This window comes from Streptomyces blattellae, from assembly GCF_009709555.1.
Classification (GTDB): Bacteria; Actinomycetota; Actinomycetes; order Streptomycetales; family Streptomycetaceae; genus Streptomyces; species Streptomyces blattellae.
Map to the genome: position 1 here is coordinate 114,778 of NZ_WJBG01000113.1, position 15,609 is coordinate 130,386.

15 protein-coding genes and 1 pseudogene are annotated in these 15,609 nt (G+C 70.3%); 9 read left to right on the forward strand and 7 right to left on the reverse strand.

Annotated elements, in window-relative coordinates; translation table 11 throughout:
* Positions 1–42 precede the first annotated feature (42 nt).
* The 8 genes from GFH49_RS07295 to GFH49_RS07330 all read left to right on the forward strand — a co-directional run bounded on the left by GFH49_RS07295 (position 43) and on the right by GFH49_RS07330 (position 7,719).
* Positions 43–852 carry an NAD-dependent epimerase/dehydratase family protein gene (locus GFH49_RS07295; RefSeq protein ID WP_155054948.1) on the forward strand — a complete coding sequence of 270 codons (810 nt, stop codon included), beginning with the start codon at positions 43–45 and terminating at the stop codon, positions 850–852.
* Positions 853–1,122: 270 nt separating this feature from the next.
* Complete coding sequence (locus tag GFH49_RS07300) at positions 1,123–1,893, forward strand: DeoR/GlpR family DNA-binding transcription regulator (RefSeq protein WP_155054949.1); 771 nt, start codon at positions 1,123–1,125, stop codon at positions 1,891–1,893.
* Positions 1,894–2,001: 108 nt separating this feature from the next.
* Complete coding sequence (locus tag GFH49_RS07305; RefSeq protein ID WP_155054950.1) at positions 2,002–3,369, forward strand: ABC transporter substrate-binding protein; 1,368 nt, start codon at positions 2,002–2,004, stop codon at positions 3,367–3,369.
* On the forward strand, positions 3,366–4,304 hold the full coding sequence (locus GFH49_RS07310) for a carbohydrate ABC transporter permease (RefSeq protein ID WP_155054951.1): 939 nt from the start codon (positions 3,366–3,368) through the stop codon (positions 4,302–4,304). The genes GFH49_RS07305 and GFH49_RS07310 overlap by 4 nt, the downstream gene beginning before the upstream one ends.
* On the forward strand, positions 4,301–5,152 hold the full coding sequence (locus GFH49_RS07315) for a carbohydrate ABC transporter permease (protein ID WP_155054952.1): 852 nt from the start codon (positions 4,301–4,303) through the stop codon (positions 5,150–5,152). The genes GFH49_RS07310 and GFH49_RS07315 overlap by 4 nt, the downstream gene beginning before the upstream one ends.
* Positions 5,149–6,138, forward strand: a complete 990-nt coding sequence (locus GFH49_RS07320) for a zinc-dependent alcohol dehydrogenase family protein (RefSeq protein ID WP_155054953.1) — start codon at positions 5,149–5,151, stop codon at positions 6,136–6,138. Before GFH49_RS07315 ends, GFH49_RS07320 begins: the two co-directional genes overlap by 4 nt.
* 77 nt (positions 6,139–6,215) lie before the next feature.
* A complete protein-coding gene (locus GFH49_RS07325) occupies positions 6,216–6,437 on the forward strand; it encodes a hypothetical protein (RefSeq protein ID WP_155054954.1) in 222 nt (73 codons plus the stop codon).
* Between the two features lie 73 nt (positions 6,438–6,510).
* Positions 6,511–7,719 carry a TerD family protein gene (locus GFH49_RS07330; RefSeq protein ID WP_155054974.1) on the forward strand — a complete coding sequence of 403 codons (1,209 nt, stop codon included), beginning with the start codon at positions 6,511–6,513 and terminating at the stop codon, positions 7,717–7,719.
* A 299-nt stretch (positions 7,720–8,018) separates the two neighbouring features.
* Here the strand turns inward: GFH49_RS07330 and GFH49_RS07335 are convergent, their stop codons facing one another.
* A complete protein-coding gene (locus GFH49_RS07335; protein WP_155054955.1) occupies positions 8,019–9,446 on the reverse strand; it encodes a hypothetical protein in 1,428 nt (475 codons plus the stop codon).
* A 410-nt stretch (positions 9,447–9,856) separates the two neighbouring features.
* Here GFH49_RS07335 and GFH49_RS07340 point away from each other — a divergent pair, with 410 nt between their 5' ends.
* On the forward strand, positions 9,857–11,683 hold the full coding sequence (locus GFH49_RS07340; RefSeq protein ID WP_155054956.1) for a DUF8508 domain-containing protein: 1,827 nt from the start codon (positions 9,857–9,859) through the stop codon (positions 11,681–11,683).
* Positions 11,684–11,693: 10 nt separating this feature from the next.
* Here the strand turns inward: GFH49_RS07340 and GFH49_RS07345 are convergent, their stop codons facing one another.
* The 6 genes and pseudogenes from GFH49_RS07345 to GFH49_RS07370 all read right to left on the reverse strand — a co-directional run bounded on the left by GFH49_RS07345 (position 11,694) and on the right by GFH49_RS07370 (position 15,338).
* A complete protein-coding gene (locus GFH49_RS07345) occupies positions 11,694–12,437 on the reverse strand; it encodes an SRPBCC family protein (RefSeq protein ID WP_155054957.1) in 744 nt (247 codons plus the stop codon).
* 13 nt (positions 12,438–12,450) lie between these two features.
* A complete protein-coding gene (locus tag GFH49_RS07350) occupies positions 12,451–13,056 on the reverse strand; it encodes an ArsR/SmtB family transcription factor (protein ID WP_155054958.1) in 606 nt (201 codons plus the stop codon).
* A gap of 69 nt (positions 13,057–13,125) precedes the next feature.
* Positions 13,126–13,901: pseudogene (locus GFH49_RS07355) on the reverse strand (antibiotic biosynthesis monooxygenase).
* Positions 13,902–14,085: 184 nt separating this feature from the next.
* Entirely contained in the window at positions 14,086–14,439 is a 354-nt protein-coding gene (locus GFH49_RS07360; RefSeq protein WP_155054959.1) for a DUF3618 domain-containing protein, read from the reverse strand.
* A gap of 63 nt (positions 14,440–14,502) precedes the next feature.
* Positions 14,503–15,165 carry a hypothetical protein gene (locus tag GFH49_RS07365; protein WP_155054960.1) on the reverse strand — a complete coding sequence of 221 codons (663 nt, stop codon included), beginning with the start codon at positions 15,163–15,165 and terminating at the stop codon, positions 14,503–14,505.
* Positions 15,162–15,338, reverse strand: a complete 177-nt coding sequence (locus tag GFH49_RS07370; RefSeq protein WP_155054961.1) for a hypothetical protein — start codon at positions 15,336–15,338, stop codon at positions 15,162–15,164. The genes GFH49_RS07365 and GFH49_RS07370 overlap by 4 nt, the downstream gene beginning before the upstream one ends.
* Positions 15,339–15,609: the final 271 nt, after the last annotated feature.

The following is a 15,609-nucleotide window of genomic DNA, read 5'->3' on the forward strand; positions in this document are numbered from 1 at the left end:
TGAATACGGCCCTGAACTCCCTGAACTCAAGGAGAACCGAGGATGCCAGCCCCCCGCACCCTTCTGCTCACCGGCGCCGCCGGCGGGCTCGGCACCCTGATGCGGGAGCTGCTCCCGGACTACGGCTACGCACTCCGCCTGCTCGATCTGCGCCCGATCGAGGGCGAGCCGGACGCGATCGTCGCCGACCTCGGGGACAAGGACGGCCTGCGCGAGGCCGTCCAAGGCGTCGACGCGATCATCCACCTCGCGGGCATCTCCCTGGAAGCCCCGTTCGAGAACGTCCTCAAGGCGAACATCGAGGGGACGTACAACCTGTACGAGGCCGCGCACCGGGAAGGCGTCGGGCGCATCGTCTTCGCCTCCTCCAACCACGCGGTGGGCTTCACCCCCCGCCCCCAGGGCGAGGACCCGCTGATCCCGATCGACACCCCGCGCCGCCCGGACACCTTCTACGGACTGTCCAAGTCCTTCGGCGAGGACCTCGCCCAGTTCTACTGGGACAAGCACGGCCTGGAGACCGTCTCCGTGCGCATCGGCTCCTGCTTCCCCGAGCCGACCAGCGTGCGCATGCTCTCCATCTGGATGAGCCCGGCTGACGGCGCCCGCCTCTTCCACGCGGCCCTGACCGCCGAGCACGTCGGCCACACCGTCGTCTACGGCTCCTCCGCCAACACCCGCCTGTGGTGGGACCTGAGCACCGCGCGGGCGCTCGGCTACGCACCGCAGGACGACTCCGAGCCGTACGCCGAGAAGCTCATCGCCGAGCAGGGCGAGCTCGACCCCGAGAACGTGGCGCACGCCAACCTCGGCGGCCACTTCGTGAGCGATCCGCCGATCTGGCCCCACTGACACGCACGAGCACTTCCGAGGCGGGCGGGCACCGAACGGGCCCGCCCGTCGCCGTATCCGGGCACCGGCCGTGCCCGATCTCCCACCCTCCTGGACGGCGGCGCTGGTCCGAGGCGGGCACGCACCGAGTCGAACGGGCACACACGGGCAGTATCGGGCCCACAACAGGCCTGGTCAGTGCCGCGCACCGGATGTACAACTTCCCCCATGGGCTCCACAGAGCCCGAACGGGCAGCACACAGCACGCAAGCGCGGAGGCAGGTGTCGGCCATGAGCACCAGGACGGCGGAAGAGCGTCAGCGGGAGATCGTCCGGGCCGCGCGCGCCACCGGCTCGGTCGACGTCACCGCGCTCGCCGCCGAACTGGGCGTGGCGAAGGAGACCGTACGACGGGATCTGCGCGCTCTGGAGGACCACGGGCTGGTGCGCCGCACACACGGCGGCGCGTATCCCGTGGAGAGCGCCGGCTTCGAGACGACGCTCGCCTTCCGCGCCACCAGCCATGTCCCGGAGAAGCGACGCATCGCGACCGCCGCGGCCGAGTTGCTCGGGGACGCCGAGACCGTCTTCGTCGACGAGGGGTTCACCCCCCAGCTCATCGCCGAGGCGCTCCCCCGGGACCGGCCGCTGACCGTGGTCACCGCGTCCCTGCCGGTCGCCGGCGCGCTCGCCGAGACCGAGGGCGTCTCGGTGCTGCTCCTCGGCGGCCGGGTCCGCTCCGGCACTCTCGCCACCGTCGACCACTGGACGACGAAGATGCTCGCCGGCTTCGTCATCGACCTCGCCTTCATCGGCGCCAACGGCATCTCGCGCGAACACGGCCTCACCACCCCCGACCCGGCCGTCAGCGAGGTCAAGTCCCAGGCCGTGCGCGCCTCCCGGCGCACCGTGTTCGCGGGCGTGCACACCAAGTTCGGGGCGGTCAGCTTCTGCCGGTTCGCCGAGGTCGGCGCGCTGGAGGCGATCGTCACCAGCACGCTGCTCCCGACGGCCGAGGCCCACCGCTACTCACTGCTCGGACCACAGGTCATCCGGGTCTGAGAATCCAACTCACCGGCATTCCCCCCGTCCAGAAAACAAACCCACCCCCTTGGGGCACACGCATCCCGTTCTGCGCCCCTTATCTCCCCATACGTCCAGGAGCGATCCATGCGAACCCAGAGCCGTCGGAGGCCGCGAGCCACACTCGCCGCGGTCGCCGCAGGGACGCTGCTCGCCCCGCTGCTCACCGGCTGCTGGGCCGGCGCGGGCGGGGCCGGATCGGGCGGCGACTCGATCAACGTCCTCATGGTGAACAACCCCCAGATGACCGAGCTGCAGAGACTCGCCCCCCGCTTCACCGAAGAGACCGGCATCAAGGTCAACTTCACCGTCCTGCCCGAGAACGACGTCCGCGACAAGATCAGCCAGGACTTCGCCAACCAGGCCGGCCAGTACGACGTGGCGACCCTCTCCAACTACGAGATACCGATCTACGCCAAGAACGGCTGGCTGCACGAGATGGACTCGTACGTCGCCAAGGACCCGGCGTACGACGAGCAGGACGTGCTCAAGCCGATGCGCGAGTCCCTGACCGCCGACGACGGCAAGCTCTACGGCCAGCCCTTCTACGGCGAGTCGTCCTTCCTGATGTACCGCAAGGACGTGTTCGAGAAGGAGGGCCTCACGATGCCCGCTAACCCCACCTGGCAGCAGGTGGCGGACCTCGCCGCGAAGGTCGACGGCGCCGAGCCCGGCATGAACGGCATCTGTCTGCGCGGCCTGCCCGGCTGGGGCGAGGTCATGGCACCGCTCACCACGGTCGTGAACACCTTCGGCGGCACCTGGTTCGACAAGGACTGGAACGCACGGCTCGACTCCCCCGAGTGGGAAAGGGCGGTGAACTTCTATGTCGACCTGGTCCGCGACCACGGCGAGTCCGGCGCCGCCCAGTCCGGCTTCGCCGAGTGCCTGAACAACATGACCCAGGGCAAGGTCGCCATGTGGTACGACGCCACCTCCGCGGCCGGTTCCCTGGAATCCGCCGACTCCCCGGTCAAGGGCAAGATCGGCTATGTGCCCGCGCCGGTCGAGGAGACCGAGTCGTCCGGCTGGCTCTACACCTGGGCCTGGGGCATCCAGGACGCCTCCCGCAACCCCGACAAGGCCTGGCAGTTCGTGTCCTGGGCGTCCAGCAAGCAGTACGAGCAGCTGGTCGGCGAGGAGATCGGCTGGTCGAACGTACCGGCGGGCAAGCGGGCGTCGACGTACGAGAACCCCGACTACCGCGCGGAGGCCGCAGCCTTCCAGGAGATGACCAAGGAGGCCATCGAGGGAGCCCGGCCGAACGACCCGGGAGTGCAGCCGCGCCCGGCACCCGGCATCCAGTTCGTCGGCATCCCCGAGTTCACCGACCTCGGCACCAAGGTCTCCCAGGAGATCAGCGCGGCCATCGCCGGACGCCAGTCCGTCGACTCGGCCCTGGAGAAGTCCCAGCAACTCGCCGAGAAGATCTCCGAGGAGTACGAGGGACGATGACCGCCACGACCACCGCTCCGGTAGCCGCACCCCCCGTCCGCGCCGAGAAGCGCCCCTCGGACCGGCTGCGCAACTGGGCCACCCGCGCCCCGCTCCTCCCCGCCCTGATCTTCATGATCGTCGTGACCCAACTGCCGTTCGTGGCCACGTTGGTGATCTCGTTCTTCGACTGGAACTCGCTCTACCCCGACGCCCGCGAGTTCACCGGCTTCGCCAACTACTCCGACGTCCTCACCGACCCGGACCTGCGCCGTTCCGTAGGGACGACAGTCCTGCTCACCGTGGCCGTGGTGGGGGCCAGCCTGATCCTGGGCCTGGTCCTGGCGCTGCTCCTGGACCGGAAGTTCAAGGGCCGGGGCGTGGTCCGCACGCTGCTGATCGCCCCCTTCCTGATCGTTCCGGTGGCCGCGGCCCTGCTGTGGAAGCACGTCCTCTACAACCCCGAATACGGCCTGTTCAACGGCCTGTTGCACTACGTCGGCGGCCCGGAGCCGGACTGGATCTCGAACACCCCGCTCCTCGCCGTCGAGGCCGCCCTGGTCTGGCAGTGGACCCCGTTCATGATGCTGATCCTGCTGGCGGGCCTGCAGAGCCGCGACCAGCAGCAGATGGAGGCCGCACGGGTCGACGGCGCGAGCAACTGGCAGATCTTCCGCTACCTGACGCTCCCGCACCTGCGCAGATACCTGGAGTTGGGCGCTCTGCTGGGCTCGATCTACATCGTCCAGAACTTCGACGCGGTCTTCACCATCACCTCAGGCGGCCTCGGCACCGCGAACCTGCCCTACACCGTCTACCAGAGCTTCTACCAGGCCCATGAGAACGGCCTCGCCTCGGCCGCCGGCGTCCTGGTGGTCATCGGCTCGATCATCATCGCGACCTTCGCCCTGCGCGTGGTGTCGTCCCTGTTCCGCGAGGAGGTGTCCCGCGCATGAGCGCCATCGCCGTACGCATCCGCAAGGGCAAGGGCATGAGCCTGGGCCTGGGCCTGGTCGCCTGGCTGGCCGGCATCGTCTTCTTCCTGCCCATCGCCTGGATGGCGCTGACGTCCTTCCACTCCGAGGAGGACGCGGCGACCAACCCGCCGTCCTTCGCGGCGGCGCTCACCCTGGACGGCTACCGCGAGTTCTTCGGCACGGACGGGGGCGCGAGCCCGTGGCCGTCCCTGATCAACTCGACGGTGGCGTCGGTGGCATCGACGCTGTTCGTCCTGGTCCTGGCACTCCCCGCGGCCTACGCCCTGTCGATCCGCCCGGTGAAGAAGTGGACGGACGTCCTGTTCTTCTTCCTCTCCACGAAGATGCTCCCGGTGGTGGCAGGCCTGCTGCCCATCTACCTGTTCGCCAAGAACACGGACATGCTGGACAACATCTGGCTGCTGGTCATCCTCTACACGTCGATGAACCTGCCGATCGCGGTCTGGATGATGCAGTCGTTCCTGTCCGAGGTCCCGGTGGCGGTGATCGAGGCGGCCCGGGTGGACGGCGCGCGACTGCCGACCATCCTGGCGCGCGTGGTGGCCCCCATCGCCCTCCCCGGCATCGCCGCGACGGCACTCATCTGCTTCATCTTCAGCTGGAACGAGCTGCTGTTCGCGAGGGTGCTGACCGGCGTGGTCGCCGAAACCGCCCCCGTCTTCCTGACCGGCTTCATCACCAGCCAGGGCCTGTTCCTGGCGAAGGTGTGCGCCGCGTCGCTCGTCATCTCCCTGCCGGTGCTCGCCGCGGGGTTCGCCGCCCAGGACAAGCTGGTCCAGGGCCTGTCGTTGGGAGCCGTGAAATGAAGGCCGCCGTCATCGAGTCCGTGGGCCGGGCCGTCGTCGCCGAGGTCCCCGACCCGACGCCGGGCCCCCGCGAGGTCGTCGTCGAGGTCGCCGCGTGCGGCCTGTGCGGCACCGATCTCCACATCCGCCAGGGCGAGTTCGCCCCTAAGCTGCCGATCGTGCCCGGGCACGAGTTCGCGGGCGCGGTGGTCGGGGTCGGCACCCAGGTCACGGAGTTGTCGGCGGGCGACCGCGTCGCCGTCGACCCCTCCCTCTACTGCTACGAGTGCCGGTACTGCCGTACGGGCCACAACAACCTCTGCGAACGCTGGGCGGCGATCGGCGTGACGACGGCCGGGGGCGCGGCGCGCTACGCGGTGGCGCCGGTGGCCAACTGCGTACGCCTGCCCGAACACGTCCGCACCGAGGACGCGGCGCTGGTGGAGCCGTTGTCCTGCGCGGTCCGCGGCTACGACGTCCTCCAGTCCCGCCTCGGCGCCCACGTCCTCATCTACGGCTCCGGAACGATGGGCCTGATGATGCTGGAACTCGCCAAGCGGACGGGTGCGGCCAGCGTGGACGTCGTGGACGTCAACCCGCAGCGCCTGGAGACGGCCCGCCGCCTCGGTGTCTCGGCCTCGGCCGCGAACCCGGACGAGCTGGACCGCCCGCAGGGCTGGGACCTGGTGGTGGACGCCACCGGCAACGCGGCGGCGATCCAGGACGGCCTGGACCGGGTGGCGAAGGCGGGCACGTTCCTGCAGTTCGGGGTGGCGGACTACGCGACGCGGGTGACGATCGACCCGTACCGCATCTACAACCAGGAGATCACCATCACCGGCTCCATGGCCGTCCTCCACAGCTTCGAGCGAGCGGCAGAACTCTTCGCCGCGGGCGTCCTGGACCCCGACATCTTCATCAGCGACCGCCTCCCCCTGGACCGCTACCCCGAGGCCCTGGACCAGTTCGCGGCAGGCGTCGGCCGCAAGATCGTGGTGGTGCCGTAGCTCCCCGGCGGGACGGGTACGGGCGCGGGGGCGAAAACCGCTGGGCCGCACGCCCCCGCGCCCGTACCCTCCCGACCATGCCGAAACCCCAAGGCTTCCGCTACGAGGACCGCCCCGACGGCACCGTCCTGATCACGCACGCGGGCCGCCGGGCAGCCGTCCTGCGCGGGTCCCGAGCCGACCAGTTCCGCAACGAGGTCGCGACGGCCGACCCGCAGCTCGTCATGGCCCGCTGGACCGGAAACTACAAACACGGCAACGAACGCACGGCGCGCAACCACCCCCGCAACCGCCGCTGAACCCGGCTCAGCCGATTGGCCGCCGGTAAGGGAACGGTAAAACGCCTTCGCTCGTTCACCGGGCATGACAGCTATGACCCCCGGCTCGAACATCCCTCTCTCCACCGCGCGCGTGACGGTGGACGTCGCCGCCCCGGTGCGGCTCGACGTATCGGGCCTGCTGCTCACCGCCGACGGCAAGGTGCGCTCGGACGACGACTTCATCTTCTACAACCAGCCCAGCGGCCCGGGGGTGACCTACCGCTCGGGCGGCGGCACCGCCCCCGACGCGATCACGGTCGACACGGCCGCCGTACCCCCCGGCATCGAGAAGATCGTCGTCACCGCCAGCCCGGACGCCGCCGGCCAGACCTTCCAGGGCATCGAACCCACGGCCACGATCCGCAACGCGGACGACAGCAGTGTCCTGGCCACGTTCACGCCGCCGCAGCTCGGCTCGGAGACGGCTCTGGTGGTCGTGGAGATCTATCTGCGCAACGGCGCCTGGAAGGCCCGCGCGGTGGGCCAGGGGTACGCCAACGGCCTGGCCGGCATCGCCACGGACTTCGGCGTCAGTGTGGAGGAACCGGCGCCCGCCGCGGCCCCCGTGGCACCGCCGCAGCCGGTCACCCCGCCCCCGCCTGCCCCCGCGCCCACGATGCGGCCCCCGGTCGCCCCGCCGGCCCCGCCGATGTCCACTCCCGCGGCCCCCGCTCCCGGCGCCGGAAAGATCAACCTCGACAAGGGCCGGGTCAGCCTGCAGAAGAACCAGACGGTGTCCCTGGTCAAGGGCGGCCGCCCCCTGCTCTCCCAGGTCCAGATGGGCCTCGGCTGGGAGCCGGCGTACCGCGGCAAGGACATCGACCTGGACGCCTCGGTCATCGCGTACGGCCCGCAGCGCAACCACATCGACAGCTGCTACTTCGGCAAGCTCCAGATCGTGAACGGCGCGATCCGCCACTCCGGCGACAACCTCACCGGCGAGGGCGGCGGAGACGACGAGGTGATCACCGTAGACCTCGGCCGTCTTCCGCAGGAGGTCACCGGTCTGGTCTTCACCGTCAACTCCTTCTCCGGCCAGAAGTTCACCGAGGTCGCCAAGGCCTACTGCCGCCTCCTGGACGCCTCGACCGGCGAGGAACTGGTCCGCTTCGACCTCACCAGCGCCGAACCGCAGACGGGCGTGATGATGGCCAAGCTGATCCGCCAGTTCTCCGGCGAGTGGGAGATGACGGCGATGGGCGACTTCGTCAAGTCGCGCACGGTGCGGGGCATGGTGAAGCCGGCGGCCCAGTCGCTGTAACGGCCGGGCCGATACGCACGCCGGGGCGCCCCGTACGAGGGGACGGCCCGGCGTGCGGTCCACTGAAAACAGCGCACTCAGAACGGCACGCTGTATGCGTTCAGCACGGGCTGCCCGCCGAGATGGGCGTAGCGCACGGTCCGAGATGGGCGTAGCGCACGGTGGAGTCCCGGCCTCGCCGCCTCGGCGCACCTCGACGACCGTGCAGCCGCCGGCGGCGCGGGGCTGTAGCCGATATGCGGATCCGCCGCGCCGCGCGGGCCCGGCCGGCCGCCCTCCCCCGCATTCGCCGACCAGGCTCAACCGCCCTGCTGCGACCGCGCCTTGAACGCCGCCTTCCGCGCCTCCTTGGCGACCCGCTTGTCCGGATGCAGCCGCCCCATCGCCTCCAGTACGTCCGCGGTCGCCGGGTGCTCCACCCGCCAGACCGCCGCGAAGAACCCTCCGTGCTGCTGCGCGAGCCCCTCCACCAGGCCCCTCAGCTCGTCGGAGTTGCCTTCGGCCGCGAGCTGTGCGGCGACCGTGTCGATGGTCAGCCAGAACACCATCTCCTCGGACGGCGCGGGCACGTCCGGTGCCCCGTGCTCGGTGAGCCAGACGCGGGCCAGTCCACCCAGTTCCGCGTCGTCGAGCACCTCCCGCAGCGCGGGTTCGGCGTCCCCGCCGACGAGTGAGAGTGCCTGCTGGCAGCGCAGCCTCCGCAGCGGCGCCCCCTCGTCGGATCCGCGCGCCGCGGCCAGCAACTCCCGTGCCGCGGCAAGGGGTTCGCGGCGGGCCAGCCACTGCTCGGTCTCGGCCTGTGCGGCGGCCGGCGGGAAGAGGGAGGTCCCGTCGAGCAGCGCGTCGGCGCCCTTGTCCGCGAGGTCGCCGACGGCCGGCGCCTCGAACCCGGCCTCCAGCAGCCGCGCCCGCAGCCCGTAGAGCCCGAGCGGGGTCAGCCTGACCATGCCGTAGCGGGAGACGTCCGTGTCGTCGACCGGTGCCGCGGGCTCCTCGTCGGCGTCGGCCATCAGCGCCTCGTCGACCGGCTGGAACTCGACGAGACCGACCGGCGCCAGCGTCCGGAACTGGTCGTCGAGGCGCATCATCGCGTCGGAGACCTGCTCCAGGACGTCGTTGGTGGGCTCCCCCATGTCACTGGGCACGATCATGGACGCGGCCAGCGCGGGCAGCGGCACCGGCCCGCTGCCCGGACCGTCCTCGCTGACCGTCAGCAGGTACAGGTTCGCCAGCACTCCGTCGAGGAACCGCGCCTCGGCGTCGGGGTCCCAGTCGAGGGAGGAGAAGTCGATGCCGCCGCCCTGGTCGACCGCCTCGACCAGGTCGTCGAGGTCCGGGACGCTCGCATCGGCGAGCACCGTCTCCAGCGTTCCGAGCCACACCGCGAGCACGTCGTGCGGTGAGCCGCCGGTGAGCAGTGCGAGGTCGTCGCCCGTCGTGACGGTGCCCTCCTCCTCGTCGACGATCTCGATGAGCCCGGTGTCGACGGCGACCCGCCAGGCCTCGCCGGCGTAGGCGGCGGCGTCGTCGCCGGTCAGCCCGAGGGCCTCGGCGGCGGCGGGCAGCTGCTCCTCGACGAGCCCGCCGCCGGCGTCCACGCGGGTCTCGGGCCCGGCCCAGCGGGCGAGCCGTGCCGCCCGGGACAGCAACGGCGTGGACAGCGCGTCCCGCGCCAGCTCCGCTTCGGGGTGCAGCCGCACCGGCGGCAAGGGGGAGCTGTCTGACATCGGCTGGTTCTCCTCGGGCGCGTTCTACCACTCAGGCGTTCAGCGTAGACGGATTTCGACCCATGCCGCCCGGTTCATCTCCCGGTCAGGCCCTGTACATGGCTGAAACCTTGACAACTGCCGTGATCAGGCAGGAGATTGACGCGCGTAGAAGTCGGGGGGACAACTGTTCATCCTTCTCCGGGTTGTTCGCTCTTTTCTATGCGCGTCACACGCGCCTCACGCACCACCGTTCGCACCACCTCGCACCACCTCGCACCGCCGCTTGCACACCTCGCACCACCGTTCGCACCACCTCGCAACACCGCTTGCACCACCTCGCAACACCGCTTGCACCACCTCGCAAACACCTTTGCACCACCTCGCACCACCCTCGTCCCGGCGCCCACGCACGTCCCCGGAGGGATCCCTTGCCGAGCAGGAGTTCCGCGCGTCTCGCCGCGCTCACCGTCGCCGCCGTCTGTTCCGCGGCGTCCACCATCGCCCTGACCTCTCCCGCGCACGCGGACGCCGTGCGCATTCATGACATTCAGGGCAGCACCCGAATATCCCCGTACGCCGGAAAGACGGTCACGGACGTGGCCGGAATCGTCACCGGCGTACGCACCTACGGCTCGTCCAGAGGCTTCTGGATCCAGGATCCGAGCGCGGACGCCAACCCGGCCACCAGTGAGGGCGTCTTCGTCTTCACCGGCTCCACCCCGAAGGTCGCCGTCGGCGACTCGGTCACGGTGTCGGGTACGGTCTCGGAGTTCGTCCCGGGCGGGACCTCCTCCGGGAACCAGTCGATCACCCAGATCACCCGGCCGACGGCCACCGTCGTCTCCAGCGGCAACGCGGTCCCGGCCGCGACGAAGGTCGACGCGAAGTCGGTGCCCGCCGCCTACGCCCCGGCCGGCGACACCGCCGCCAACGGTTCGGTGGGCGACCTGCCGCTGAAGCCGTCGTCGTACGCCCTGGACCACTACGAGTCCCTGGAGGGCATGAACGTCCAGGTCGCCGACGCCCGCGTGGTCGGCGCCACCGACCCGTTCACCGAGCTGTGGGTCACGGTGAAGCCGTGGGAGAACCGCAACCGCCGCGGCGGCACGGTCTACGGCTCGTACTCCTCGCAGAACACCGGCCGGCTGCAGATCCAGTCGCTCGGCAAGGTGGCGGACTTCCCGGCCGCGAACGTGGGCGACACCCTCACCGGCGCCACCTCCGGCCCGCTGGACTACAGCCAGTTCGGCGGCTACACGCTCGTCGCCAATGAGATCGGCGCGCTGAAGAGCGGCGGCCTGGAGCGGGAGACGACCCGCAAGCAGTCCCGGAGCGAGCTGGCGGTGGCGACGTACAACGTCGAGAACCTCGACCCGTCGGACTCCTCCTTCGAGGAGCACGCGGCCGCGATCGTGAACAACCTCCAGTCGCCCGACATCCTGTCCCTGGAGGAGATCCAGGACAACAACGGCACGGCCAACGACGGCACGGTGGCCGCCGATCAGACGGTGCAGAAGCTGATCGACGCGATCGCCGCCGCGGGCGGGCCGACGTACGACTGGCGCTCGATCGACCCGGTGAACAACGAGGACGGCGGCCAGCCGGGCGGCAACATCCGCAATGTGTTCCTCTTCAACCCGGAGCGGGTGTCGTTCACCGACCGCGCGGGCGGCGACGCCACGACTTCCGTCGGCGTGACGAAGGTGCACGGCAAGGCGCAGCTGACCGCCTCGCCGGGCCGTATCGACCCGGCGGACACGGCCTGGGAGGACAGTCGCAAGCCGCTGGTGGGCGAGTTCGTGTTCCGTGGCAAGACGGTCTTCGTGATCGGCAACCACTTCGCCTCGAAGGGCGGCGACCAGCCGCTGCACTCGCAGTACCAGCCGCCGGTCCGCAGCTCGGAGACCCAGCGGCACGCCCAGGCGACGGCGGTGAACAGCTTCGTCAAGGAGATCCTGGCCAAGCAGCGGAACGCGGACGTCATCACGCTCGGCGACATCAACGACTTCGAGTTCTCCGACACCACGAAGATCCTGGAGAGCGACGGGGCGCTGTGGTCGGCGGTCAAGTCGCTGCCGAAGAGCGAGCGTTACACCTACGACTACCAGGGCAACAGTCAGGTGCTCGACCAGATCCTGATCTCCCCGTCGATCCGCTACGGCTGCGACTTCACGTACGACAGCGTGCACATCAACGCGGAGTTCAACGACCAGATCAGCGACCACGACCCGCAGGTGCTGCGGTTCCGCCCGTGACACCGTGTGCTCAGGGCTGGCTGAACACCCCGTCCAGCCAGCCCTTCCACATGTCCTCGTCCGCCGCGGCGTCGGCGCCCGGCGCGAAGTCGTGCACGGACATGCCGACCATGTAGCCCCAGTGGTTGCGGCCGAAGAAGCGGATCAGCGCGTCGTCCGTGCGCAGGCCGAGGAAGCACGGATTGCGGAAATCGACCACGGCATCGATGAGCCGGCCCTCGGGACCCCGCACCTGCACGCGCTTGCCCTCCGCCACGTCGTCGGCGAGCCCAAGCGCTCGGCTCACGGTGACGAACGCGTCGGAGGTCCTTGACGCCTCGGGCCCGTCGAAGGTGGCGAAGGCGGTGACCGGGCGGCCCCGGAAGCGAGTGAGATACTCGCGCAGGGTGTGCAGGTAGAAGTCGGTGTGCCGGTTGGCGCCGTCGTACTGGTTGTCCCAGTCGTCGACGAAGATGCCGCTGTGCACATACCGCACCCAGGCACGCCGGCCCTCGTCACGCGGCTCGATGGTGTAGTCGAGCTGGTTGACGGTCTGCTCGGAGATCCCGTCGACGTCCTCGACGCGGTTGGTGTAGCGGTGCGGCGGGTCCCAGGCGGTGATCGTGGATCCAAAGGGCCCCTTGCCGCCCTCACGCGGCTCGGGTGCCTCCATCGGCCACAGCCAGCCACCGGTCCCGGCGGTCACGGCCTCCCACACCTCCTGTGGAGTGGCGTCGACGTCGAACTCGCGGGCGATCTCGAATACCTTGGACATGGTGTGCTCCTGGTCACTGACTTTCGTGGGTGGTCTCGGGCCTGACCGTGGGATGGCAGGCGACGACGATCCGGTGGTCGCGTCCGCCTCCGGCGTCCGGGGCGTCGTACTTGCGGATCAGTCCGCTCACGCCAGCCGTGAGCTCCTCGATGAACGCGGCCCGGTCGGCGGCCGAGGCGAACCGCACCTCACCGTCCAGCGCATAGGTGGCGAGGCGTTTACGGGCCTTCGCCGCGCCGGTGATCAGTGAGCCGACGTCCCGGACGAGCCGGGCGCCGAGCGCCAGCAGCCAGCGCGCGGACAGCTGGTCCCGGAAGCGGTCCGGGTCGGGCTGCACGGCGGCGAGCGCGAGCGGCGAGATGACGTACGACGCCGCCGTCGCGCGCATCAGCCGCTCGGTGACATTGCCCTTGCGGCGCTCCCCGGCCAGCTCGACCAGGCCGTGCCGCTCCAGCGTCTTCAGGTGGTAGTTCACCTTCTGCCGGGGCAGCCCCACCGTGCCGGCCAGCATCGCGGCCGACGCGGGTCCGGCCGCCAGCTCGGCGAGCAGCCGGGCCCTGATGGGGTCCAGGGATACGGCTGCGGCCTCGGGGTCCTCGATCACGGTCACGTCCAGCATGACTCCACGCTCTCACCGAAAACTTTTTTTGTCCAGGAGAGTGAAGTGTTCGGTGGGGGTCCGATGGGGTCAGCCCGGGATGAGCGGGATGAGACCGAGCGCGTAGCGGTACCGGCTGCCGGTGAAGCCCTTGAGACCGGGATACGTCCGCACCCGCTCCCACTCCGGCGACTCGGGGACGTCGACGGCCTCGTCGTAGGCCTGATCGCTCTCCCACTCGGCGTAGTTGAGGACATGGGTGCCGTCGGTGCTCAGGTGGAAGTGCGCCGCGATGAGCCCGCGGTCGCTCTCCGGCGTGGTCAGGGCGCCCAGAACGGTGTCCACCCAGTCCCGCCGCTTGCCTGCCGCCGCCGGCTCGAAGTCGATCCGCACGGTCACGATCAGGCCGGGGACCCGCTGTTCGCCGACCGCGCGCTCGCGGCTGCGGTAGCGCCGGTACCGGGCGAGCGCCACCCGTTCGATCCCCGGTACGGCGGTGTCGATCTCGTCGTTGCGCTCCTGCCGGTGGGTCCGCACATAGCCCTCGTACGCCTGCTCGCTCGCCCACTGCGAGTGGTGCATCAGCGTGGAGCCGTCGTGTCCGGCATAGACGTAGTAGCCGTGCAGGTCGCCGACGGGCCAGGGGCGGCGCTCCCAGGTACGCGCGATCGCCTCGACGGTCCGCTGCTGCCGCTCGGGCGTCCCCACCCGCCACGTGGTCAACGTACCCGGGACTGAAGGACTTTGTTGGCGGATTCGGCAACAAAGTCCTGAAGCCCCGGGGTTCCTCGCAAGATCAGGCTGAAGAAGGGCGCGTCGGCCTCCGGGCGCGTGAGGTCGGGGTGGGCGTCGGTACGGCGGGTCATGTCGGCCTCCTGATCGCTGGGCGATACCTGTACCGACGACCCTCAGGCCTCAACCAAGCTTCAGGTCAAGCCCGTGCATGTCACCGAGGTCTGGCGGGACGGGACCGACGCGCAGGCAGCGCTGGCCTCACCACCGACCGCCGCCCTGGCCGCTCCGGCCCTCGCGGACCGGAGCCGACGCAGATCAGCGGTGGCCGTTGTGGCGCCGTCGCAGCAGTCCCGCCGCGACCACCGCGCCCGCGGCGGCCCCGGCGACGACGACCGGCCGGGGGTGCCGCAGACCGGCCTGAACGACGTTCGCGACGGGGCGCGGGGCGCCGTGCTCCACGGCGTGGCCGGCCTTGGTGGCGGTGCTGCGCAACTGCACGGTCATGGCACCGGCCTTGTCCTTGAGGTCGGCGGCGCGGGTCTTCACGTCGGCCTTGCCGGCCAACTCCTCGACGGTACGGCCGAGCCGGCCCCTGGCCTGTTCGAGCTGTTGCCGCCGCAGTTCCTCGGGCCCCTTGGCGCCGCTGCCCTTTGATGTCCTGTCCGTCATCGCTGTGCCCTTCCCAGGTGCTGCCCTGCCCACGAAGCACCCGGGTACCCGCGTCGCCTCCCCTTACCCCTTGCCGTGCTCGCCGAGCCGGGCCAGCTGCGTCTGGAACCAGTCGAGGCGGGCCTGCAACAGGGCGGCTTCCGCGACGAGTTCGGGCACACCGGGGCCGGCCGCCGACTTCGCCGTACCGCCGCTGCCCGCGATCACCCGCAGCCTCTCCCCGGCCAGCCGCGCGAACCCGGCGAGCGACACGGACGTACAACCGCGCACGCAGCCGGCACAGGACGGGGCCAGCGCGTACCAGCCGGGCCTGCCCCAGCCGGCGTCGGCGAGGACCGCCGCGACGGCACCGCAGGCGCAGGGCCCTACGGTGGCCGTGCGCACCCGCTGCCGGGCGTACCGGAACCCGCGCTCGAACCGGATGTAGGCGCCCAGGACGGAGACTTCGAGCAGCACGGCCTCGCGGTGCTCGGCGGTGGTGAGGAGCGCCTCGGCCGCCGTACGGTCGTGCACGCAGTGGAAGCCGCAGTCGCAGCGGCGGTGCGGCGCGCGATGCCGCAGTCCGTAGACGCAGCGGGCCTCGTCGAGGACCCCGTACGGCAGCGCGCCGCCCAGTGACACACCGGTGAACCCGGCCCGGGTGCCGTCCTGGGACAGCATCGGGTGGGCGATCTTGTATCCGGTCGGCGGCTCCGTCGGGCGTTCCTCCGGAAGCCGCAGCCTCATCGGGCGGCCGGTACCTCTTCGGGCGCGGACGCCTCGACTTCCGTGATCTCCTCGGAAAGTTCGAGTTCTTCCTCGTGGCCGCGCGGCTGCTCTTCCGCGACTCCGGTGGCGAGTGCCTTGCCGAGCTTCATGCCGCCTCCCATGACCTGCCGTCGGTTGACCGTCTGGGCCATGGTGACCCATGAGGGGCGAGGTTGGACATAGGGCCTCGGGGCGAACGTCCGCTCGCCGTCCGGCCCATGCCGCAGCAGCCTTTACCCATACCTCGTAGCAGAATCAAGTGGAGCTACGCGATCGTCCTACCGAGACTACTGCCTTGACGCTCTCCCCCCTGAGGGGGGGGAGATTCTTACAGCTTGCGCCGTGAGACTTCCTGCTTCGTCGCCGACTGCCCGCCCGGAGAACTCCGTTGAGGTCTTACACCAGCTCCACAGGCCGAAACCG

Coding starts and splice junctions, on each gene's coding strand:
- GFH49_RS07295 (WP_155054948.1), top strand. CDS start 43: ATGCCAGCCCCCCGCACCCTTCTGCTCACCGGCGCCGCCGGCGGGCTC.
- GFH49_RS07300 (WP_155054949.1), top strand. CDS start 1,123: ATGAGCACCAGGACGGCGGAAGAGCGTCAGCGGGAGATCGTCCGGGCC.
- GFH49_RS07305 (WP_155054950.1), top strand. CDS start 2,002: ATGCGAACCCAGAGCCGTCGGAGGCCGCGAGCCACACTCGCCGCGGTC.
- GFH49_RS07310 (WP_155054951.1), top strand. CDS start 3,366: ATGACCGCCACGACCACCGCTCCGGTAGCCGCACCCCCCGTCCGCGCC.
- GFH49_RS07315 (WP_155054952.1), top strand. CDS start 4,301: ATGAGCGCCATCGCCGTACGCATCCGCAAGGGCAAGGGCATGAGCCTG.
- GFH49_RS07320 (WP_155054953.1), top strand. CDS start 5,149: ATGAAGGCCGCCGTCATCGAGTCCGTGGGCCGGGCCGTCGTCGCCGAG.
- GFH49_RS07325 (WP_155054954.1), top strand. CDS start 6,216: ATGCCGAAACCCCAAGGCTTCCGCTACGAGGACCGCCCCGACGGCACC.
- GFH49_RS07330 (WP_155054974.1), top strand. CDS start 6,511: ATGACCCCCGGCTCGAACATCCCTCTCTCCACCGCGCGCGTGACGGTG.
- GFH49_RS07335 (WP_155054955.1), bottom strand. CDS start 9,446: ATGTCAGACAGCTCCCCCTTGCCGCCGGTGCGGCTGCACCCCGAAGCG.
- GFH49_RS07345 (WP_155054957.1), bottom strand. CDS start 12,437: ATGTCCAAGGTATTCGAGATCGCCCGCGAGTTCGACGTCGACGCCACT.
- GFH49_RS07350 (WP_155054958.1), bottom strand. CDS start 13,056: ATGCTGGACGTGACCGTGATCGAGGACCCCGAGGCCGCAGCCGTATCC.
- GFH49_RS07360 (WP_155054959.1), bottom strand. CDS start 14,439: ATGACGGACAGGACATCAAAGGGCAGCGGCGCCAAGGGGCCCGAGGAA.
- GFH49_RS07365 (WP_155054960.1), bottom strand. CDS start 15,165: ATGAGGCTGCGGCTTCCGGAGGAACGCCCGACGGAGCCGCCGACCGGA.
- GFH49_RS07370 (WP_155054961.1), bottom strand. CDS start 15,338: ATGGCCCAGACGGTCAACCGACGGCAGGTCATGGGAGGCGGCATGAAG.